At 37.2% G+C, this 21398-nt stretch carries 22 protein-coding genes and 1 pseudogene; all 23 read right to left on the bottom strand.

Annotated elements, in window-relative coordinates:
• Window positions 1-50: 50 nt before the first annotated feature.
• Window positions 51-281 carry a hypothetical protein gene (locus BME96_RS09135; protein ID WP_071648926.1) on the bottom strand — a complete coding sequence of 77 codons (231 nt, stop codon included), beginning with the start codon at window positions 279-281 and terminating at the stop codon, window positions 51-53.
• Window positions 281-646 carry a hypothetical protein gene (locus BME96_RS09130; RefSeq protein WP_071648925.1) on the bottom strand — a complete coding sequence of 122 codons (366 nt, stop codon included), beginning with the start codon at window positions 644-646 and terminating at the stop codon, window positions 281-283. Before BME96_RS09130 ends, BME96_RS09135 begins: the two co-directional genes overlap by 1 nt.
• Window positions 647-4348, bottom strand: a complete 3702-nt coding sequence (locus BME96_RS09125) for a phage tail spike protein (protein ID WP_071648924.1) — start codon at window positions 4346-4348, stop codon at window positions 647-649.
• A 13-nt stretch (window positions 4349-4361) separates the two neighbouring features.
• A complete protein-coding gene (locus BME96_RS09120) occupies window positions 4362-5801 on the bottom strand; it encodes a distal tail protein Dit (protein ID WP_071648923.1) in 1440 nt (479 codons plus the stop codon).
• Complete coding sequence (locus BME96_RS09115) at window positions 5794-9660, bottom strand: phage tail tape measure protein (RefSeq protein WP_071648922.1); 3867 nt, start codon at window positions 9658-9660, stop codon at window positions 5794-5796. The genes BME96_RS09120 and BME96_RS09115 overlap by 8 nt, the downstream gene beginning before the upstream one ends.
• A 36-nt stretch (window positions 9661-9696) precedes the next feature.
• On the bottom strand, window positions 9697-9843 hold the full coding sequence (gene gpGT, locus BME96_RS19840; RefSeq protein WP_197035851.1) for a phage tail assembly chaperone GT: 147 nt from the start codon (window positions 9841-9843) through the stop codon (window positions 9697-9699).
• 38 nt (window positions 9844-9881) lie between these two features.
• Complete coding sequence (gpG, locus tag BME96_RS09110; protein WP_071648921.1) at window positions 9882-10241, bottom strand: phage tail assembly chaperone G; 360 nt, start codon at window positions 10239-10241, stop codon at window positions 9882-9884.
• A gap of 33 nt (window positions 10242-10274) precedes the next feature.
• A complete protein-coding gene (locus BME96_RS19985; RefSeq protein WP_071648920.1) occupies window positions 10275-11291 on the bottom strand; it encodes a hypothetical protein in 1017 nt (338 codons plus the stop codon).
• A gap of 3 nt (window positions 11292-11294) precedes the next feature.
• Window positions 11295-11927, bottom strand: coding sequence for a major tail protein (locus tag BME96_RS09100; protein ID WP_071648919.1), 633 nt, complete (start codon window positions 11925-11927; stop codon window positions 11295-11297).
• Window positions 11928-11932: 5 nt separating this feature from the next.
• Window positions 11933-12301 carry a tail completion protein gp17 gene (gene gp17, locus BME96_RS09095; RefSeq protein WP_071648918.1) on the bottom strand — a complete coding sequence of 123 codons (369 nt, stop codon included), beginning with the start codon at window positions 12299-12301 and terminating at the stop codon, window positions 11933-11935.
• Window positions 12301-12708: an HK97-gp10 family putative phage morphogenesis protein gene (locus BME96_RS09090; protein ID WP_071648917.1), complete on the bottom strand. Its 408-nt coding sequence runs from the start codon at window positions 12706-12708 to the stop codon at window positions 12301-12303. Before BME96_RS09090 ends, gp17 begins: the two co-directional genes overlap by 1 nt.
• Window positions 12705-13073, bottom strand: coding sequence for a phage head-tail adapter protein (locus BME96_RS09085; protein WP_071648916.1), 369 nt, complete (start codon window positions 13071-13073; stop codon window positions 12705-12707). Before BME96_RS09085 ends, BME96_RS09090 begins: the two co-directional genes overlap by 4 nt.
• 1 nt (window position 13074) lies before the next feature.
• Window positions 13075-13401: a phage gp6-like head-tail connector protein gene (locus BME96_RS09080; protein ID WP_156035978.1), complete on the bottom strand. Its 327-nt coding sequence runs from the start codon at window positions 13399-13401 to the stop codon at window positions 13075-13077.
• Between the two features lie 13 nt (window positions 13402-13414).
• Window positions 13415-14626, bottom strand: coding sequence for a phage major capsid protein (locus tag BME96_RS09075; protein ID WP_083547449.1), 1212 nt, complete (start codon window positions 14624-14626; stop codon window positions 13415-13417).
• Window positions 14627-14651: 25 nt separating this feature from the next.
• A complete protein-coding gene (locus tag BME96_RS09070) occupies window positions 14652-15431 on the bottom strand; it encodes a head maturation protease, ClpP-related (RefSeq protein ID WP_071648915.1) in 780 nt (259 codons plus the stop codon).
• Window positions 15431-16567: a phage portal protein gene (locus BME96_RS09065; RefSeq protein WP_071648914.1), complete on the bottom strand. Its 1137-nt coding sequence runs from the start codon at window positions 16565-16567 to the stop codon at window positions 15431-15433. The genes BME96_RS09070 and BME96_RS09065 overlap by 1 nt, the downstream gene beginning before the upstream one ends.
• A gap of 18 nt (window positions 16568-16585) precedes the next feature.
• Window positions 16586-18271, bottom strand: coding sequence for a terminase large subunit domain-containing protein (locus BME96_RS09060; protein ID WP_071648913.1), 1686 nt, complete (start codon window positions 18269-18271; stop codon window positions 16586-16588).
• Between the two features lie 3 nt (window positions 18272-18274).
• Window positions 18275-18601: a hypothetical protein gene (locus tag BME96_RS20115; RefSeq protein WP_331279810.1), complete on the bottom strand. Its 327-nt coding sequence runs from the start codon at window positions 18599-18601 to the stop codon at window positions 18275-18277.
• Window positions 18602-18679: 78 nt separating this feature from the next.
• Window positions 18680-18787, bottom strand: a pseudogene (locus BME96_RS20110) (helix-turn-helix domain-containing protein); the annotation flags it as partial.
• 323 nt (window positions 18788-19110) lie between these two features.
• Window positions 19111-19452, bottom strand: coding sequence for an HNH endonuclease (locus tag BME96_RS09050; protein WP_071648912.1), 342 nt, complete (start codon window positions 19450-19452; stop codon window positions 19111-19113).
• A gap of 30 nt (window positions 19453-19482) precedes the next feature.
• On the bottom strand, window positions 19483-19887 hold the full coding sequence (locus tag BME96_RS09045; protein WP_071648911.1) for a hypothetical protein: 405 nt from the start codon (window positions 19885-19887) through the stop codon (window positions 19483-19485).
• Window positions 19888-20255: 368 nt separating this feature from the next.
• Window positions 20256-20702: a hypothetical protein gene (locus BME96_RS09040; protein ID WP_071648910.1), complete on the bottom strand. Its 447-nt coding sequence runs from the start codon at window positions 20700-20702 to the stop codon at window positions 20256-20258.
• Window positions 20703-20775: 73 nt separating this feature from the next.
• Entirely contained in the window at window positions 20776-21255 is a 480-nt protein-coding gene (locus tag BME96_RS09035) for a hypothetical protein (protein ID WP_071648909.1), read from the bottom strand.
• Between the last annotated feature and the right edge of the window lie 143 nt (window positions 21256-21398).

Below are 21398 nucleotides of genomic sequence, written 5' to 3'. Positions count from 1 at the left end.
CCCTCCCATCTCCTAATATTCGACAGGAGGAAGCATTTTCCTTTTATTTTTTACGCAGCTGGACCATTCAATCGTTCCAGGACCTCACCTTTTACCAACGTTCCTAAACTGTCAGTAGATCCACTGTGTTGGAAGAACTCTACAGTAGTAACTGGAACATATCCATTCATGTTAATTTGATTGTTAGGATCCACTCCACGAAAATGAATATTTACCTTTTGTTCTTCACCCACGTTTACAAATTGAATATTAGTCACTTGAAAATCCATTGTTTCAATCATTATTTTTCCTCCTTAATAACTGTATTTAATAACCCTAATGTCTTTGGTGTAATCGAAATCGTGTTTAGGTCATTAATATTGATCTTGTGTATTTCCAACTTCACTTCCTGATCGAGCAATTCTTCCAATTCTTTATTAAATTCTTCTAGCTTATCTTCTTGTAGCTTTACACGCCCGTTTTCCAGGTCCTTCTCCTTATACTTGCCTATAATCTTAGAACGCAATTCCTGTGCTGTTTTAACCTCACCTCCCACAATTTTATGAACCCTTTGAATGTGAAAAGCTACCCCAACGGGTAGCTCTTTTTCGGATAGGGCAGTTAAACCCTCATCAATATTAAATATGTCTTTTACTTTTATTTTCATCTAAGCCACTCCTTTTAGTTGTTCTATTTCAGCTTTTAACCGTTGGTTTTCCATCTCTAAGAAATTAATACGCTCGTCATGATCGGTGGTAATAACGGATAGTTCCTGGATGGCTTTTGAGTTTAATGTACTATGAGAATATCCATCAATTGTTACTTGGTTATCCCCCAATACTTCCTTTGGTGTTCTATATCCTTTACCAATAATGAATCCATATTTAGTGTACATAGATCCATTTTCTACATCTGATTTAAATTTAAACTCGCATAGATCAGAGTTATTTAGTAAATCTAAAGCCTGAAAACCAATTGGTTTAATATCTGTTTTCAGGTCCAAAGTGGACACCGTATTAAAAGCTTTTGCAATACTGTTAACTGTAGTAGAAGAAGCAATTTGTGTATTCCATACTTCTTTTGGTGCTTGTATATAAGTTCTGTCATCTCCTACTGTTATTCTTGCTCGGTTAGCTCCATAAATGTTAATAGAACCATTGTATATTTTAAAATCCTTACCAAGAATCTGTATGCCTTCTTTTAATGGATCTGCCCCCCATTTTGCTTTAAATATAGGGTTACCTTGATAATCAAGCACATTCCATGAAGAAGTTTCTGAAGCACTAGGAGGAGCCCCGATATTTCCATACTTATCAAACTGCGCTCCACTCGCTTCTGTAAAACCAACTGTTCCAGAAAACTTCGTGTATGCTGCCCTTACTGTAAATCCTGCTAAGTCACGTAAATTACCTGTGGTGTCATATGCTAGAATTTCAAGTGCATCATTTAGGGTATTAAATTCAATATAGCCTGTTTCCTTAAAAGGTTTATTTACATCAGCCTGCCACAATCCTGTCTGCAACTGCAGGGAAACTCCGCCTTCTTGCTCTAAGTTAGGATTATTGATGTTAAGGACAGGCGTTTCGATTGAGCCTTTAAAAGTTCCGGTAGCACCATCTAAATGACCACCAAAAGTTAAATTACCATCTACAGCTAGATCAGTAGCAGTGACAAATCCATCTAGCTCTATACGATCTGCTTTTGCACTAATGGTGCTTTGCATGCCGTCAATGGTAAACTCTGCACTGGATACTCTATCCTCTAAATCACCCACCACTGTTGCATCTGCTTTAAGCGTTATAGTGCTGTTTAAACCATCAATATCAGCTTCAGCTGTGTTCATCCTCACACCTAAGCTATCAACAGTTGATGATTCAGCCTTAGCATTTATTCTCGTATCATATTGTGTAAGTGTGGTTTCGTTCGCTGTTACTCTACCTTCAATGGCATTAACTACACTTGTTTCCACTTTAGATGTAATTTGGTTAGATAATTGTGTAATAGATGTATCATGTTGCTCTATAATTAAAGCATTATCATCTATTTGCGCTTGTGTATCTTCTGGTGCTGGTGTCCAATCGGTGGCTACGTTGCCTTTTTCTATTTTGACATTACTGATTGTATACCAATCCTCTGACCCATATTGACTATAAAATTCAAGCCAAGTATCACCCGGTCTGGATACTGTACCAGGGTTTTCAATTATTGTTGTTTGAAAAGATAGCCTTTGTTTTGAAGTGCCGATATTCTGAAACGTTTTTTGAGGACTAAAAACCAATTCCCCATCTCTATTGCTGTTATAAACTTGGAGATATTCGCCTTTAGCCATTTTTACATCAAAACTAATAGTAATTTCATCACCAATATTCAACTTGGCAATTACATGTTGAATGCTTCCCCAATAGGTATGTTCAGATCTGGGAGTATTACCGCTGTATACTTCCCTTGCGCTATCATGAGTTAAATTCCTTCCACCAACCTCGATACCATCAATAGCCCCCTGCACATAAGTAGCATCAACTTTACTCGCAATCTGGTTAGCCTGGACATTAAGCTGAGCTGAATTATCACTAACAGTTCCTTTTAACGTATCAACTTCAGTCTGGTTAGCTTTTAACCCAATAGCTGTTTCATTCTGGCCAATACGTGTACTATAACTGTTTAAGTCCGTGACAATACCATCCATATCCGTTTGGTACTTCGTAACACCTACATAGTTAAGGAGTCGATTATCTACCTCAGATATGGTATATACATCACCTTTATTGGCTTTAGATACTAACTGACCATCTACATATGCCAATCCTGCTTTATCAGCTAAGTCCCCTGCTATTTCCGTCATTTTGGCATCATAGATAGTTTTCGCAACTGCATATGCTTTGGCATTCGCTTCTGCTTGTCCGGCAACAGTATCGGCATGTTGTTCGGCATTGGATTGTGCTTGACTTGCTTTTAGATCAGCATGAGTTTTGGCTGCGGACTCTGCGGCTGCTGCTGTTGTATCAGCATGTTGTTTTGCTTCCGTTAATTTAGCATTCACATCATTTATCCGCGCTTGCTCTTCAGCAGTGACAATTCCATCAGCATAACTTTCCGCCTTTACCCTCTCTGCTTCTGCTTTAGTGGTAGCGTATTGCTCAGATGCAGCTTGCGCTTCACTTGCTCGAATTTGTGCAAATGTCTTTCCATCTTCAAATACAACCTCGTCTTTGCTATCGATTGTCACTTTGTCGTAGGTGTATTCTGCTAGTTTGGCTCCGTCTATTTTGAGAGCAACAAGGGATTGCAAAGATCGAAAAATCGATTTCACTTCATCTTCGGTGTATTCAATGTAATCACCTAAAGTAACTTCACTTTGAGTTTGGCTATTTTCCTTAATACTTTCTTTCATGCTGTGCACGCGTGCTTCCAGATAAAGTGGTGGATAGAAACCTTCATCTTTTACCCGGATTGTATCCCCAAAGAATACGTGTTGGCCTGTTTTCGCAGATAGAGTTTCAAAGCTTGTTTTGTATTCAATTTGTGAGTTTACACGTTTGCCAAGTTCGTTTTCTGTTAAAGTAGTTAAATACTTTAACGTCATATCTTGGTCTGTAGATTGAGGATAGTATGGTTGAATAAGATGTTTACCGTTTCTTCCCCATCGCTTTAAAGCTTCCTCATCTTTTACTAGCACAGTCTTTCTATTTCCTTCTGTATCAGCAGGACCAATACCTAATAAGGCTGTAACGATCTCTGTATTTTTCTCAATCCGTTCTATTCCAGTTAAATTATGACCAAAAGTAACTTCATAACCTCTCCAAACTCCAATCCGTTGCAACAAATCAACATATCTACCAACTATTTTATTTCCTTCTATCTCAATTCGAAAATGAAGTTCTAAACTAAAATCCTTGGCAATCATTTTCAAGGCAGCATATGGATCGGTGTGTTCTTCGATAACAAATGTTTTACTTCCTTCTCCTTCAATTCGTCCTGGTGTCCATTCTGTACCATTTAAAACTAAGCCAGTTGCACTTGTAGCAGATTGATCTGTTAGTTTTTGAGGATGTATAACAGCCTGTTTCTGTAATTCCAAATAACTTGCAGTAGTAAAAACGGAGTAACCTCGGCTGCCATCTTGGTTTAGTACCTGACTTGATTCCTCAATAATAAATTCTACGTAGTAACCTTGTTTATCAGGAATAATGATTCGATTTCGATTCTTTAGGAACTTGGAAAAATTCTTGTTTGCAAAAGTAGTAAAATCAAAAGTATCCCAGTTTTTTGCGATTTGTCTTTCTCTAATATCTTCCCAATAATCCTTTTCCTCAATATAGTCGAGTAATTTATCATCTTGATTACCAGCTATATGAATTAATGATTGCATTCCCTCCCCTCCCTTATCTATAAGCTGGGCTATATTTCATTTTTCCATGAACTTTAGCTTCTGGCAGAAGAACAACATTATTTTCTCCTGGATACAAACTAAAAGGACTTGCCCCGAAATCACCTTTAACTAAAGGTTCTCCATTTAAGAGCAACTCCTTATTTTTATTATCTATTACAATTTTGTCACCAATACGAGCGATATAAGGCGTTTGGTCTATTGTTTCCTGTTTTAATTCGAAGGCTTTGATATGTTGTATTTTAGGCGCAGATGCTCGATCTGTAGAAGCATATTTCCCAATATGAATCTGAATATATTTTAATTTGCCCATGTACTCATTTGCATTATCGGTATAAGATTCTAAAAGGCTGTAAACATGGCGATTGTTATTTGCTATTCGAGAAACATAAAATTCAAATTTATTACCGATGCGTCGCATTCTTAACATGCCATAAAAGAAATCCCAGTTGTATAAATAATTTTGGGAACTAATAATGTAATTCTGCTGCCTACCAACAAACGGGCCTATACGCCCCTCTGCCTTTTTCCGATTGATATTAGTGTTATTATCAATTACAGCCATTTTGCCTAATTCATTCCTATTTTCATCAAGCAAATAAAACTCAATTCGATACGTCTGGCTGGTTTTTGTAGTCCTCCCACTCAACATCATTTCAATTTCAAAATTTTGCGTAGGTGGGACTTCTTTAACTAATGCCGGACCGTGCCAACCTGTTTCTGTATCTTGCCCATAACTAGGTACTGTGATCCCATCATTATCCGTATTTAAGGATCCGGTTACTACTCCACCATCCACATATGTTGGAGTACTTGACCATGTATCTAAAGTTTGACCACGTTCTTCCAAAAGAAGCATCTTTGTATCTACTTCTGTTTCTGAAACCGTTGCAGGTTTGCCTACTATCATATATTCTTCTCCATTGGAAACCATTGCAAAAGTTATTGGTGCTAATACTTCTAATTCAAAAACAGGCTTTGTTGGTGCAGTTCCTTCTACATTAACTATATTGCCTAATGTTGCGTCTAGGTTAACAGTCTTTTCAGGGCCGTATTTATATGGCTTGCATAAAAAAGTTAGCGTTCCTGATCTTAGAGTAACTTGTCTTTCATAGTCACTCATATCACCTGTTAATCGGCCAATATAGGTTTTTCCTGGAACATTATCAAACTCGATTTCTTGATTTTCTTCTGTAATCAGCCAGGATTTTAACTCATCTAATATTTGTTGTTCGTGTACTTCATCTTTGACTGTAAAGCCTACAGGCTGTTTAACGTACAATACTCCTGTTTCTGTTGATTGGATATGTGCTCCTGGCATTCCTGGTACTGATAATAAGTTATGATTGATTGGAGCGTAAGGGGATTCGCTTCTGCCTTTTAACAAATATAGCCATGGCTTTCGTATGCTGTTAAATTTTAATGATTCATGCAAAGCGCTCCCCCCTCTCTTGATTCCTTTTTTGAATTTCAGTTACACGTGGCTCCACCATACCTCCAACAAGCCTACTATCCATATATACATCAGAGTCTTTCAAAAGTATTTGAGCTAGCAAAGAAACGATTTCTTTTGTTTCTGCAACTTGTTGTTCTAGTTTTTCAACAATTAATTTAGATCCATTCTCTTGTACTTGCTTACTACTCTGGACAGGAGCACTCACTTTACTAGTTAAAGCCAACAACTTCATGAATTCAGTATTTCTTAAATTAGCTACAATCCTGTCTGCTTCACCTGCAGGGCTAACGCCAGAAGCAAAGCCTGGAATACTGCTTGTTGACGTTAAGATTTTTTTGGTTTCTTCATTCGTAAATACTTGAGCCCCTCGAGGCATATTGTACAAACCGAAATCGGCAATTGACCACTTGTTTTTATACCTTACAAGTTCTGGTCCTTCTTCTCCTAGAAACGCTGGTCCTTTTGGAGAAGAGTCAGTACCTTTGGCAAAACCAAGCGCGTTTCCAATCCATTTAACTCCTACGCTAACAACGCTAGGAACTAAACTGGCAATGCTAAATGTCTGCCTCCAAGATACATCTACATTTTTCTTTTTCTTCTGAGACACGTCTCTGTTTAGCTTACTTACACCACCATTGTCATCCACGTGTACATCTTTATTGGCATCTTTACCAGCTTCTCTAGTTCGCTTTTCCTCTTTCTTTATTCCTGCATCTGTTTTTCTATTATTCTTATCAATCTGAGCGCCCTGACTTCTTAAAGCGTTTTCGCCTAGGTTTATTTCATCTTTAACTTGATCCCATAGACCGGCTTCTTTCAGGATCTTCACTAATACATCATCATTCTTTAGAATTTTTCTATCCAGAGCAGAAATTTGTTTGTTTATTTCATCCTTGTTTGCTCCTTGTTTCTTTAGATTTTCTACAAGGTTCTTACGTTCCTTAAGGTGCTCATCATTCTTTTTTTGCAGCTGGCGAACGATATTACCTTCTTCAACTTTAATTTCTGTAGTCTTAGCAAGGTTTTCTATTTTTTTCTGTTTTTCTTTAGAGAGTTTTCCAAGCTTACCTTCTAGTAGCGAATTAACGCTTTTGTACAGATTAAGTTCTTCGTTAATATAGGTTTTAGCTTCCTGTTGCTTCTGGTTAGTTGCTACCAACTTATCGTAACGTTTTTGTTCTTCAGCAGTTAGCTGTCCATTCTTCTGTCTTTTTACTTCTAGTTTGGCTATTTCCTCATTGTTCTTAGCAATAGACTTATCAAGCTGCGCAAGCCCTTTTTCTCCTTCTGCGTTGATTCCTGCTTGTTTTAGCATCAAGTTGGCCATTTGTAGATCCATGGCTTCAAACTTCTGCAGCTTCTTTTCTGTTTCTTCTTTACTTATTCTTGCATTTTTAACTTCTTCAGTTTGGTCGGCTATTCTCTTCTTTAAATTACCGCTTAACTTTTGGTCTATGGCATTGTGTTCAGCTCTTAGTTCCTTTTTTCTTTCTTCTGAAGTTGTTTCCTTTTGGAGAGCTTCGTTAATTTCCCACTGTCTTTCTAAAGCTTCGTCTCTACTTATATTTTGAAGCTTTATCATTTCCTCAAGCTCTTTATTATGAAAGTTATAAACCTTTTGTTGCCCAACTAGTTCTTTACGAAGCTCTTTTTCTTGTTGAAGTTGTTTTATTCTTTCCCCTTCTATTTCGGCTCGAGAAGCCTTATACAACGATTCAACGAGTTCATTGACTGCATCCGTGTTTGCTGCCCAAGCGTTGCCTTGATCGGAGACAGTTTTTTCCACTTCTTCTGACTGATCTATGATGTGTTTATTAGCTTCAAATAGCCTTTTCAGCTCATCTTTAGATAAGCCAGAGTTTTTGGCAAGCGCATCATATTGTTTCTGTAACTCTGCAATCTCTCCTGGATTACTAGATTCAGAAATTCTTATATTAAGATCGTTCAATTCTGCCAATTGTGCATTACTTAATTTTGCTTTGCTAGATAGTTTATCAAACGTATTTGCGCTGTTTTCCAATTCAACTGCTTGATCAGTAAATGATTGTGCAAGGTCAAGGTTCACTTCCTTAGCTTCTTTTGATTTTTCGATTAGTTTAAAAACACCAAATCCAACTGCAGCTATTCCGGTGACAGCTAATCCTGCGACTCCACCTTTACCTAATAGAGATAAAGCTCCGGCAGTTCCTTTACCACCAGCAATTCCAATAGTTTTGGTTAACTTTCCTGCAACTTGCATTAGCGCCCCTGTTCCAGTTGCTAGGTGCCCAAACACTGTTATCACTGGTCCGGCAGCTGCAGCAGTACCAGCAAACATAAGAATATTCTTTTTCCCTTGTTCATCTAGGCTGGAGAACCAATCTGTAACATCTTGTATACCTTCTTTTACATCTGGAAGAACTTCACGGCTAAAATCCAGTAGTGTCTCACCTAATGGCAAAACTGCTTCTTTTGCTTCTCGCCAAGTAGATTTCCATTGTTGGGAGATGGATTTCTCTGCATTTTTAGTCATGTCATCCATGGTGCCATCTACATTTTTAAGCTCCCCATCGATTCCACCTAGCGCATACATTGCTTCTGTTTCTAAATCTTCCCATTTAGTTCCGTATAGCTGCACCCCGACTTCATTTGCTTTAACTTGATCGTCCATGCCTTCTAATTCACTAAGAACCGTATTGGAAACATCTTTGACTGTCTTATCGCCTTTAAGGAATTCCTTCCATACTTTTTGGGTATCTTTTGAAAGTAAACTCATTGCATCAGAAGTAGCATCTGAGCCATCTTTCACACGTATTTGAAATTCTTTCATTACATCGTTAATGTAATCTAGGTTGTAAACCCCAGCTTCAGTACCTTTCTGCAATAGTTGGAAATATTCTTCTGCTGAATATCCCATACTTGCAAATAGGGTAGAGTATTCGCTTAGGTTATCAAACATCTCATTTGAGAAATTGAGTCCATTTTGCGCGCCGTGAGCCATCAAATCAAAGGCTTGGTCAGCTTCAATACCAAAACCCTTCATAAGGTTATTTCCTGCTCTAGTGACCTCATTTACATCTGTTTCAAAAGTGTCTGCAAGTGTGAATGCTTTTTGGGTGATGCGTTCGAGATCCTCGTTATTAAGATCTTTTATGTTTTGTCTGGTTTGGATTAACGCGTTCTCTATTTCTTCTGTACTTTCTCCAAATCCCTTTTTATAAATATTTCGGGATATACGTGTTAGTTCCTTAGCTTCCTTAGATGTTAGTCCCAAGGAATTTTGCATTCTCACACTTGAACTTTCTACATTGGATGCAACTATTCCGATTGCAGTACCGAATCCTAATATAGGCGCGGTTACTCCGGTAGACATAATGGACCCTACACCCTTGGCGTTGTCACCAAAGGTTTTCATTTTAGAACCAGTTTCATCTAGCTTATTGCCAAACTTTGTCCAATTAGAGTTAGCAATTCGTTGCTCTTCTTTTAACTTAGCTAAATCATCTTTCACGCCTTCTACATAACGTTCTAAGTTATTTAATGCAGCTGCTTGATTGTTATATTCAGTAGCCGCCTTCTCTGCTTGCTCTGAGCCCTCACCATGTTCTTTTACCATCTTCTCGTAGCTTTTTAATGCTTTTTCTGTTACTTCTTTCTGTACTTCTAATTTCTTATTTAAGCCTGTCAATCTTGTTTCATATTTACCAATAGATTTATCACTACGATCGAAAGCAGACATGTTCGCTTTCATTTCACTGTTAACGAGTTTCAATTTTGTGTTCACGTTTTTTAGACCTGAATCTATTTTCATTGTTTCCAAGTCAAGGCCAATTGACAGACCTTCTATTCTTTCAGCCATTAGTTACCTCCTTTCTTTGGAGATAGAACAAAATCCTTAACCACCAAAAGCAGCAATTAAGGATTTTTTTTGTTTTGGTTTATTTTTATCTTTCATCAGTTCAACAACATAATGAATAGGCATGTTTAAAATATCGTTAATGTCTTTACCACTTTCCATCATGCTAACGATGAGTTTGTCCATGTATTCGGCTTGCTTGGCGAAAGAAAAATCCTCATCGTTTAACCTTTCTTCGCCAGGAAGTTTTTTGTATCATCCGATTGCTGTCCTTGAGCAATAAAAATGATTTGCTCCATTAAAACATTCTTTCCGCCTGGTGCGTGTAGCCGATTAAAAATATCATCTTTTGTAATTTTACCTGCAAAAATTTCGTTGGCTACAAAGTCTGCTATCTTATCAAACTTATCAAACTCTGACATATCTTCTACATCAATATCGTTATATAACTGAATTGCATCTCTTGCTACCCTTAGAGGGATAAAAGCAGGAGTCCAAATTTTTTCAATCTCAGGCTCTTCACCTTTCACAATTGCCTCCGGATTTTTAACAAGCTCTAACATATTACGCTTTAAATTTGCCATTCATATTCCTCCCAATATAAAAAGAGCAGGGGATTAATCCTGCTCTTCTACTTTTTCGATCAATGCTTTACCTTGTTTATTTTTAGCAGATGCAAGTTCCTGCAATCGTTTCTTAGTCACTTTTTTGTTTGCTGGACGCGGAAAAACATCACCCTCGTTATATGGCTTATTATCATCCTGTAAGTCCTCGAAATAATGTAGCACTTTGTATTTCATTGCATGTACCTCCTTTATCGCTTTTAGATACTCATAAGAAGCTTTATTTTTATTAGCATTTAATACATCTGTAAAAGGGGTGTGTTTAACATACTTCCCTTTAAAAAATAAGCCTTGTTGATCATCAATAACCCCTGCGTTATGGAGTATTTTCGTTTCCTGGTATCGTGTTATAGAATCCGTTGGCCAACAAAAGTCTAGTTCGTTAGGCGTTTCAACTTTTATATCAAAAAGGTAAACATTCCAAAGTTGAGCCCACATTTCTGCGGTCCATTTCTGAATATCTTTATCCTTTAAGAAGCGATACAGTTCAATCGAATCCTCGTACACCTTTTGCCAATATTGTAGGGAAGGATTTTCAATAACCCATTGAGCACCACCTGTTGGTTTTTCTTTGCGGATTAGTTCTGGATCAATGTCTATAGCATTGCACATCGGCTCCAATAATTCACCTACATAATCTATTCCTAAATACCCTTCACAATCAGAAGCATACCAGGTTGATTCAGTCGGTTTGATATTCGGTTCTTCTCGCAAGATCACATCACTATCCAAATAAAAATAGACCCCTTCTTCTCTTGTGGGATCTTCCTCTAAATATCTGGTCCATAAATATGGTTTTACAGATGGAATATAGGTTTTATCTTTTCGGTTATCCTCATACACATGGACATCAACAGTAAACTGCTCCTGGAGCTTTTTAGGTACTCGATCATCATTTTTAGTAAATAGCAAAACAATGTCATTCACTCCAAGAGATTTCAACCTAGTTAAGCAAACTTCCAACTCCCACTCAAAACGTTTAATGGCTGGTTGGCATAAGATGAATTTCATTTATTAAGATCCAGCACTAGTTGTGGTGGTTGTCGTTGTGGTAGATGGATAAGCTCGTCCAAAAACAGCTTGGAAAATAGCATCTCTTGCTGTTGTTGAACCTTTAGCGTCACGGCCGAATATAACCGTTTTCTCTTCCGTGAATCCTGCGACCTTACGATCCATAAATTCGGCAGTTGTTTCTTCACTTGAGAATTCTACACCGCCGCCTTCTTTAGTCTTGGCTTCTTGATTCGGGCGCATAAACATGCCCTTAGGTAAACCGACATATTCCTTCGAACCATCCTCAAATGTTTTGACAAACACAACTCCTACATATGGAGGTGAATCATTTGAGCCATACGCGTACAAACCTGTTTCCGTCTTTTCTAGACCAAACAGTCGTTGTTTGTCCTCTTCAGGGATACGGTGAAATGCAGCTGTTACTGATACATCACCGGAAGAAACAGCGATTTCTGCTGTTTTGTTACTGCCATAAGCACGTGCCGCTTCCTGAGGCATTTCGATGTTAATTGTTTGCGCAAAATCAACAAGTTCCGGATCGTTTAACGTAATGCTTGCCCCTGTTTCATCAAGCTCTGAATAATAAAATTCATCTACCCCTGTTGCTGATTTATAATATTTTTGTTCTGCCATTCAAATCACTCCTTATAATATATAAATGTGTAACGCCTTGCGTCACGAAAAACTCCCTTATCGTAATCAGAAGGACCAATCGCCGACTGTGTTACGTTATCATTGCGCAATACGTCTCTAATTGCATTTGCTAGGTTACGTGTTAGTTTGCGATCTGTTGACCATACATCAATTTGGGTTATTTGTTCATAAGCAATTTCTTTATTACCACCATATTCAACGGCTATCGGTGGTCCGATCTCATCAATTACGATGTAGGGACCTGTTACATCTCCAGTTGCCGGATATTCAAAGAATTTAATTCTACCCATTACCTGTTCTCGGATGTAATTATCAGCAACTAACAATTTATAAATTTCATCTAAGACATCCATCACAGACCTCCTTTTAATGCTTTTCTTACAGCATTACGATACGCCTTTTCACTATTTTTCATAGCACGGGCAATTACGCCTTTTCTAGGAGGGTTAGGATTGTTAATTGTACCCCACTCGTTCAAGTGAATAAGTCGATAACGCCCATGTGGACCCACCCAATGAACTTTCATAGTTCTAACTCCTCTAGCGTCCCAAAATGGTCCAGTGACCGTTATCTCGTCAACGGTATATCCTTCTGCATAACCTTTATCTCCTGCAGCTTCAAAATCCATTCTTAACACTTTAACAAATTCATTCGCAGCATCTATTAAAGCTTTGTCACTAATACGCTGCATGGCTTGTTTCCCTAGTTTGGTTTCCAGTTCGGACAGTAGTTTGTTTAATCCTGTTATCTTTACACTCATGTTACCAACCGCCCAATAATATTTATAAATCTATTATTTTGTGGATCCGGCTGTACATGTTTAACGTTATACCGATTGTCTTTATATTGAGGATGGTCAATGGATATATAATGCTTATCGGTTGGAATGTAATCCCCCAAGGGATCCCGAATGGTGATCGTGATGTCCGATAATGTTCCGTTTGACTTTGCAAGTTCTACATCCTTTAACCACACTTCATCGATCTTTCCCATACAATTGTATAGGGTGTTCTTTTCACTTTCCCCTGGTTCTGGACCTTGATTAGGTTTGTATTCATAAAAAGTAATAGGGGTTCTTAATTCCCCGCTATGGACACGTGGTGGCTTATACTTAAATTCTCTCAAACTATCCACCTCCCGTAGTTGTGGTGGTTGTGGTAGTGACACCTTCTTTAGCAAATACCATATCTAAACTTAGTGATAGAATATCACTTTGAAAGTTATCATCGAAGTATTCAACGGCATCATTGTAAGCATATCTGGTTCTTTCTATGACAAGTTCCTTTGCTCTAATATCAATATTAGCCGATCCGGAAATGTCAAACTCTCCACAGTTATCTTCTACGAATGCAATAGAAAAGGACAACAACTCTTTCAAATTGTCATCCTCTCCGCTATGAGATATATGCATTCGACCTTTAAACTTTTTCAGTAATTCCTCTGTGAGTTCCAATCACATCAGCCCCTTAAGCGCCAGCGCTAGTTGTTGTTGTCGTTGTGGTAGAGCTGGTAGTTGTAGTGGTAGAATTACCACCGCCATTAAACTGGATATTCAAGTCATAAAGCAATGCTGTCTTATTGTCCTCTGGCTTACCATTAGCAAATTGCTTAATTGTGTATAGCATTGCATCTTCAATCGCTAATGTTTGATCAAACTTGTTTGTTTTATATCCTCCTGCCAGTGCGGCAAGGTACTTTCCTTGTACAAAGAATAGTGCTTTTTTTGATGGGATTTCCTCAGATTCCACAGTTTTAATATTGTAAGGTAAAGCTGTTACCCATTGCCCGTTAGCTGTTTGAATTGTGTTTCTTGCTTGTACGCTAATAGCATCGATTGGGTTAACTACCATTACAATTTTATTTAACACTTTTCTAGCTTTCTCTTTTTCGTCGGTAGACAAAGCTTGAATTACATCGTGTAGCTCCCCAGCAACTATTTCCCCTTTGTCAGACGGTGCAAAAGTGAGTGTGCCGGCTGAAGTTTTTTCAGTTACTGCCCCTGTTTCCGCATCAACGTTTTTCATTAATCCAATTGGTTCATTTTTGGATGGGCCGCGGCCGTTTACTAAGCCATACTCCAAGCCAACAGAATAAGATTCAACCAGTAGAGTACGAGTGTAGCGTTCGACCCATACTGGTCCTAGCTCTAGCATATCTTTTGGTATTACAGCAAATGCGGTAAGTTTTAATTGTGTAATTTGTTCTTCGCTGAACGCAGCACTAACCTGGCCAGAAATACCTTCAAACAATTTACCCCAAGCGTAAGCTTTAGTTGGGTCTGATTTAATAAAACGTGTAACTGCCCCTAGATCTTTTAGTCCGATCGCTTGAAGTAACGGGTGGGCTTCTACCAGATCTTCAAACACTCTCTCTTGCGTGGTAACTGGCAAAATGGAATCCTCATCAAATCCACCAGATGTTACTACTGCGTTAAAGAACTTCTTTTCTTCGGAAGTCAATACGTTTTGACCGCGAGCTGATAGAATTTGAGCATCCATTTGTTGTGTGCGAACTTCTGCAGTAATTTTCTCTGTTAAATCTTCTGCGAGAGCTGTCTGCATTTCATCCCATGCAGATGCAAGTTTCTCCTGGTCTTGCTCTTCCGCTTTCACTAAATTCATATAAGCTTCTTTTTTCGCTTGAAAGTTATCCATTTTTCCTTTTAACTTAATTGTCATTTCTCATTCCTCCATTATTTTTTAATTAAAAAATGAACCCTTTTCTTTTTGGCTGCGTTGTTGCAGCTGGAGTAGGTTCATTTTGATCTTTGTTATTTTCTTTTAATTCATTTAAAATTTCTTTCTTAAACTCAGTAAACATATTCTTTACGGTATCTTTATCCAGGGTTTGTTCAGGCTTACCTGGTACTTTGTTTAACTTCCCCTGCCTAATACCGTCAATTACTTCCTGAGGTATTAAATTGGAAACACCTGAACTTGCTGTAAGTTTAATTTCATTTTCAAACATGATTTCATCAACTAGGCCTTTTTCGAGCGCATCCTGCGGAGTTAGCCATGTTTCTTCACCCATGAGATCCAGTAATTCTTTCTCATTCATCCCGGTCTTTAATCGATAGGCATTAGCAATCGTTTTATCCGTGTTCTGTAGCATTTCAGATGCTTTACTCATGTCCCGGTGGTCTCCTAAATAACCCATTTTGGAATTGTGAATCATCATTTCTCCAGTTGGGGCTATCAAAACTCTATCTCCACCCATTGCGATTACGCTTGCTGCAGATGCAGCTAATCCTACAATTCGTGTTTCAACACTTCCAGCATAAGATTTCAAATCGTAGTATATTTCAGATGCAGCATATACCTCTCCGCCCCCACTATTGATAATGACTTCTAAACTATCGCCATTAGCTTCTTCGATTTGCCTAGCAACTCCTTGCGGTGATGTATGTTCTATGTCAAACAAGTCATATATCCAGGAAATATCACTAGATACGATAGGACCTTTTACATTAATTCTCTTTGGCATTAATTCTCACCTCCTTCAGATGTATTAGCTGATTGGTAATTTTTCGTTTGATAATGTTCATCAAGACGTGGGTCTGAGGACGGTTCATCGCCAAGTTTCCCTCGTATTTCGTTTGGCGTGTATGCCATGCTTGCGATCAATTTATCTACCGCGTCAGCTACTTCTAACGGATTCATTTCTGCAACGCCTCTCACTTCAATTCTATCACCTTTAAAGTAATCAGCTTTTTCGATTAGCTTTGCGTTAAGTTCATCTGATATTTTTTTAATTAATGGCCCAATGCAAAACTTTATATAGGCCTTTAAACTTGTCTCATATTCTGCCAGATCTCCGTGTACTAAGGCAGTAGGTATGCCAAGGATATTTGCAACCTCATCCACCAATGTTTTCTTAAGTTTGTTTATTTCATCAATAGACTGTCCCTTGCCATCTCCTTTAGAAACCTCGGTATACTCGAAACCTTTTAACTTTGGCACAAGAGCAACAGTGTTTTTCTTGAAAGATGTAAATAACTTGTCAATAAAAGCTTGTAATTTATCCTGATGGTCTGAATCAAGTTTTTGATTGGCATTTAATCCAACGGTACCTCGTATTTGGTGGTTTCTCATACTAATTTCAATCATCCGACTGAACAAATCTCCAAAGTCTTGGAACATCCCATTCATAAAATTAGTAAGCTTTTTATTGTTATACGTTAAGTAGAGCACTTCGGTCATTTGAAATGTTCGAGCGAACGTGTAATCTTTGACTGTGACGTTTTTAAATACATCTGGGTAAACAGCGTATTCGACTCTCTCAAAATCATCTGCTATTAAAAAATCGTTATTGTCCGTAAGTATTACTAAAACCTCATTTTCATCTATCAACTTATAAATAAAGTCTTGCCAAAACTTTGCAGCTGTTTGATCTGTATTAGGACGAACATTTAAAAGATAATGCCAGTCATCAATTTGGCGTTTGCCATCTGTTATAATTCTAAATTCGGATTGGCTAATAGTCCTCCCAATAAAATTAATGTTTGTTTCAAGAGCCATTTGTTTTAAATATGCTCTGTGGTTTGTTTCATCAATTAAGTCTAAGTCAAATAATGACTCAAGTTCGCTATTTCTTCTTAAAACTTTATCAAGCCATCCCACCTTTTCTACTCACCTCCTTTAGAAGTTTAAGGCTTCGAGTGCATCAAATGAATCGTCAAGATCAACTTCATCTTCCAATTCTCCTGCACGATACAATGCGTGAACAAACGCCTGGAAACCGTCTGTCTTTCTTTTTACTTCTTCTTTCTTTAAAAACTGCTTTCCTGCCTGTGTTTCTTTTACCAATACGTTATTAGTAAACCAACGCATTAATGGGTTATCCCCAAAAATGAATTTGTGATTTGCAAATCCATCCTCTACTCTTGGAGCAAGTAATGGATGAATGCTTGATGGCCTTCTTATAGGCTCAACTTCAAAACCTTCCGCTTCTAGTAAAGGCCTTAATATATCCAACTTATAATTATCAGCAATGATTTTCTCTACTCCATATATCTCTCGCATTTCAATAAACCAGTTAACAATATGCATTGGATTTAAGGAAGGCTCATCTACTACCTTAATAAGTCCATCTTTTTCCCATTTTTTAATAGGAGCTTTTTTCTCGGTACCGAAATCGTTATTGGTGTTTGAATAGCCATAATGCACATCACAAAAATGTTTAATAGCAAACGTAAACGATTTAAACGCATATTCATCGGCTTTTTTAAATAACAATCCACACGTAGCAAAATCTCGGACACTTCCAAAGTCCAAAGATCCGATCGGCTTTGTATCCAATTTAAAGAATGGTCGATTAGTTGCCATGATCTCTTCACGGGAGGCTACAGAATTTTCCATATTGTCTTCAATGAAATTCATTCGTTTGGTAACGAATGCAGCACGTCCGGATGGTTCATAAGCTAGTTTTAAATACTTTTTCTTGACCTCGTTAAACAGCCTTTTGCCTCGTTTGTTTAAAGGCGGTTGGAGAGCTGGATTAGCTTTTGGCCACATATCAAAATTGTCCATCTCTGAGATATCATCCAATTCAGCTATATAAGGAAAAACCCCCTTAAACGCAATTAATCCATTAAGAATGTCTTCACACTCTCGGTACTTCGTATCGAAATAACCCTCTCTAACAAATCCTTTTGTTCCAATAAAAAACTGACGGCCGTGATCCACCTTACCAAGACCGCCGGAGAATACATCAACAATAGATGTGTCTTCCATTTCATGATACTCATCATACATAACTGCGCCTTCTCGACCGCCATCTTGAGAACTTGCGTTACTCGTTTTGTATTCAAAAAGACTCTGGGTTTCGTAAGAGGTAATGCTACTTTTATAGGCTTCAAATTCCTCTTTTAAATCTTCATTGCCTTTTTTATTTATAACTCTAAAGCATTCCATGAAGCTTCTTTTCGCCTGTTTTTCAGAGTTAGCCACAATGGACACGTCGTAGTAATCAATACCATGAAGTGGGCTGATAAAGTAATTGGCCAATGTAGATAAGAAACCATTCTTACCTCCACCGCGGCCAATGTTGATAACAAATTCATCGAATACTACTTCATCATCTTCAACATAAAATAAAAAGATGAATGCAGAGATAAATTTCTCCCACTCATCTAATTCGAAGTACCATTTTTCACTGAATTCTATATAGTTATCGATCTGCTCATCATCAAAATAATAAAGATCGTCTCTTGGTAGTATGTGTTTTTCAATTAGAGTTAATAGTTTTTCTCTTTTATCGTTTAAAACAATTTCCCCGTCATGCCATTTACGAATATACTCAGCAACATATTGATTATGCAGCATAGGCTATCGACCCAATAACTTCGATTTCCTATCATGCTTCGGTTGTGGCAGTAGATCGGTTAATTGTTTAATAATGGTTTGATAGGTTTTGTCTCGGTTGTCATAGTTTTCAACGATAGGTCTTTTGCGATCATAAGGCACCTGGTTCTCGCTTTGTTTAAACTTTTCATACTCTCCGTTTTCTAAGATGTCTTTCCAGTTATCATCGAGCAAAACCCTAAGTCGTGCAGCTTGGGTAATTAATCCTTCTGCAACATCCAGTTGATTCTTCGGAATGCTTTTAAAGAGATCTTTCAATCTTTCAGCTTCCGCCTCAACACGGTTCTCCATATCGTCGATTCTATCGTTTAATAAATAAAGTACAGATACATCCAAAGCTTTAGCGATCTTTGTTAAGAGATCCAAACTAGGTGAGTTTTTCCCCTGTTCAAGGCTTGCGTAGTAATTCGTAGAAATGCCTGCTTCCTTAGCGAATTCAGCTTGTGTAAGCTTTCTCTGTTTTCGTTTTTCTCGCATTCGAAAACCAACTTTTTGTTTATCCAAATCAATCACCTTCTTTCTGTACTGACCTAGGGGGAGGGAGGGGGTAGCTTATCGTGTTGCATTTGCAGAGTTGAGCCCATGCACCGGTTTCCCGCTATAGATTTTTTGCCAAAACTTTTTACCCGGGGGGTATTATTTATTTTTAATAAACAATCTAAATTGATTTTTGCTATCTTCTTTAGACTGTTTGCTAATTAAAGGTTGTTCTTTAGTAATATCATTTATCATCTTCTGTTCAATCTCTTGCGCAATGTATGGTGCCATTAAACACTGTATACAATTACATTTGTAGACCTCTACCACCATTCATCATCCCATTTCTTTTCCTTTTTCCTAGCTTTATAATTAAATCGTTTGTGTCTTTTATTATGGCAGTCCTTACACAATGTTCTCAGGTTATCATCTTCCAACGCTAACTCTGGACTAACCTCCAGCTCTTTAATATGGTCAACTTCTAATATCACTTCATTGCCATGTCTATCTAAGCCACCTAATACTGTTACAAACCCTTCTTCTTTACACCAAACACATTCGTAGTTATCTCGCTCTAAGATATCCCATCTCTTACCGTTTGGACCTTTCCACTGTGGAGAATTGTAGAAGTTCTTTTGTTGATCTTTCGTTTTGTATTCAGGCAATTACTTATCACCTCATAATAAAAAGACACCTCATTGAGATGTCTTCGATGTTTCTTCCTCTTTATTAGCCTCTCTGTATGCTTCAAATCCACCCTCTAAAGTGATTTGAATGTTATCTGCATAATTAATAGTATTTTCTATTTCACTAGGCAGCATGCTTGTAGACTGATTATCTATCAAATATCGAGTCAGTAAATACGCGTGGACCTCATGCTCCGAATCAAGGTTTTTATCATAATTAAGTATATAATTATCAATTTTCCCCTGTTCTTTTTCTGTAGGGTCGCGCTCTTCTTCAATTGCCTTAATAACTATATCTCTTATTGACTCTGTATCTTTTGCAAATGATGTTCTTATTTCGTCGTGATAAGCATTTGATTCACCACAAGCCGCTAATACTAACAGAGTTAATAATACAAACAAAACCTTCTTCATAACCAACTACCCCCAAATATGTATTGGTTAAATTATACAATACATGTAAGGGAGAAAGCACCCACTTATTAAAATGGATGCTTTGGTTAATCACTATTGTTACTGTGTTTCTGTGGACAGTAAACCGTCCCGATCCATCCCTTATTGACTGGGATCACCTTTAATCGGGAGGATTATAGAAACGTCATTGACATGGCCATCAACAACATTCAGGAGTGGAGTAAATTAAACTAATTACTTATTACCATAATAACTCTTTTATCATATAAAAATCTGTTTTTTTTCTGTCATTTATCTGCCATTTATTTTGTTATTGCTGAATTTATGTGTAAGATATTAAAAAAGCACTCACATATTTGTGAGTGCAATTAGACTGCTGAACTTGATACTAAGCTCTTGTATGCATGGTAAATTTTCTTCTGAGAAGAGTATTGAGGCATATCCCGTAATTCTATGGATTTTTTCTTTCTAATAGCTTTTTTCCGATTAGTTTTTCTTTTCATTTTTACAATTTTATCATTTTCACTAATTCTTAATGCTGCGTTCTCAAGCATTAACTCAATTATCATACCCACCACCACTGGGTACTTAAATAATACCATCTTAAATAAATAAATTGATTGTTTATTACTTTTAAAAAGAGACGTGATTGCCCAAAATAAGTGTAAAAAAATTAAAGATATTGGTATGAATGGAAATACCAACTTTGCTTTACCTATAAAATTTATCCCGTTTTGTCTGAATTTTTTGTAGGTGCCAACAACTAAACCTGTATACAAAGCAACCAGCAATGTAGTAATACCGATAATTAGCATGTCGATCCACCTCTCCTATTATACATATATCTTTATACATTAATTATAAGGCATAAATCAGAAAATGTGAATCCTAAGTATTCACTTTTTCTTCTCTATAATATTCTACCCGTTCTTCGAAGCTTTCATTACTTTTTTTATCCCGAAGTACTTTTTTAATTCTGTCCCTGTGTGCCACTTCTTCAACAGAGCTATACGAAGCCCAATCAGAAACAGCCATAACAATATAAAATGCAGCTAGGATCCAAACTAAAGATTTAAACCAGATTGCTAGCACCAAAAATTCCACATTAAAACCTGTAAAAGTAATTCCTAAACAAATTGATGATAAAATAACAGCACTCCAAATCCCGATGTTTTTTCTTCTTATATTTTTAGTTTCTATTGGTTGATGACTATAATAATCAAATGCTAAAGGAATTAAAAATAGAATGATTGCACTAAAAAATGATAACTGATCAGCACTATTAATTATAGTACCACCAAAAGAAAACCAAATAAGAATAATACATCCAAGTCTCAACCCGTAATGTACATCATATTGATGTGTCACACAACCAACACCTTTATATAGTCTTAAACAAATTATACCATATTCTTTTAACTAATAGAACACTAGTTATCCATATCTTATATTGTGTTGAATTAATAAATCTCTTAAATACGTTGATACATATGATTCTAACATACACTACT

The organism is Virgibacillus halodenitrificans (assembly GCF_001878675.1).
Lineage (GTDB): Bacteria > Bacillota > Bacilli > Bacillales > Amphibacillaceae > Virgibacillus_Q > Virgibacillus_Q halodenitrificans.
Note: the sequence above shows the minus strand (reverse complement) of the source record. Positions and strands in the feature narration are given on the sequence as shown.

What these genes read in the sequence shown, in the direction of transcription:
- BME96_RS09135 (WP_071648926.1), bottom strand. Translation starts at nt 281, where the DNA reads ATGATTGAAACAATGGATTTTCAAGTGACTAATATTCAATTTGTAAAC.
- BME96_RS09130 (WP_071648925.1), bottom strand. Translation starts at nt 646, where the DNA reads ATGAAAATAAAAGTAAAAGACATATTTAATATTGATGAGGGTTTAACT.
- BME96_RS09125 (WP_071648924.1), bottom strand. Translation starts at nt 4,348, where the DNA reads ATGCAATCATTAATTCATATAGCTGGTAATCAAGATGATAAATTACTC.
- BME96_RS09115 (WP_071648922.1), bottom strand. Translation starts at nt 9,660, where the DNA reads ATGGCTGAAAGAATAGAAGGTCTGTCAATTGGCCTTGACTTGGAAACA.
- gpGT (WP_197035851.1), bottom strand. Translation starts at nt 9,843, where the DNA reads ATGGACAAACTCATCGTTAGCATGATGGAAAGTGGTAAAGACATTAAC.
- gpG (WP_071648921.1), bottom strand. Translation starts at nt 10,241, where the DNA reads ATGGCAAATTTAAAGCGTAATATGTTAGAGCTTGTTAAAAATCCGGAG.
- BME96_RS19985 (WP_071648920.1), bottom strand. Translation starts at nt 11,291, where the DNA reads ATGAAATTCATCTTATGCCAACCAGCCATTAAACGTTTTGAGTGGGAG.
- BME96_RS09100 (WP_071648919.1), bottom strand. Translation starts at nt 11,927, where the DNA reads ATGGCAGAACAAAAATATTATAAATCAGCAACAGGGGTAGATGAATTT.
- gp17 (WP_071648918.1), bottom strand. Translation starts at nt 12,301, where the DNA reads ATGGATGTCTTAGATGAAATTTATAAATTGTTAGTTGCTGATAATTAC.
- BME96_RS09090 (WP_071648917.1), bottom strand. Translation starts at nt 12,708, where the DNA reads ATGAGTGTAAAGATAACAGGATTAAACAAACTACTGTCCGAACTGGAA.
- BME96_RS09075 (WP_083547449.1), bottom strand. Translation starts at nt 14,626, where the DNA reads ATGACAATTAAGTTAAAAGGAAAAATGGATAACTTTCAAGCGAAAAAA.
- BME96_RS09070 (WP_071648915.1), bottom strand. Translation starts at nt 15,431, where the DNA reads ATGCCAAAGAGAATTAATGTAAAAGGTCCTATCGTATCTAGTGATATT.
- BME96_RS09060 (WP_071648913.1), bottom strand. Translation starts at nt 18,271, where the DNA reads ATGCTGCATAATCAATATGTTGCTGAGTATATTCGTAAATGGCATGAC.
- BME96_RS20115 (WP_331279810.1), bottom strand. Translation starts at nt 18,601, where the DNA reads ATGGAGAACCGTGTTGAGGCGGAAGCTGAAAGATTGAAAGATCTCTTT.
- BME96_RS09045 (WP_071648911.1), bottom strand. Translation starts at nt 19,887, where the DNA reads ATGAAGAAGGTTTTGTTTGTATTATTAACTCTGTTAGTATTAGCGGCT.
- BME96_RS09040 (WP_071648910.1), bottom strand. Translation starts at nt 20,702, where the DNA reads ATGCTAATTATCGGTATTACTACATTGCTGGTTGCTTTGTATACAGGT.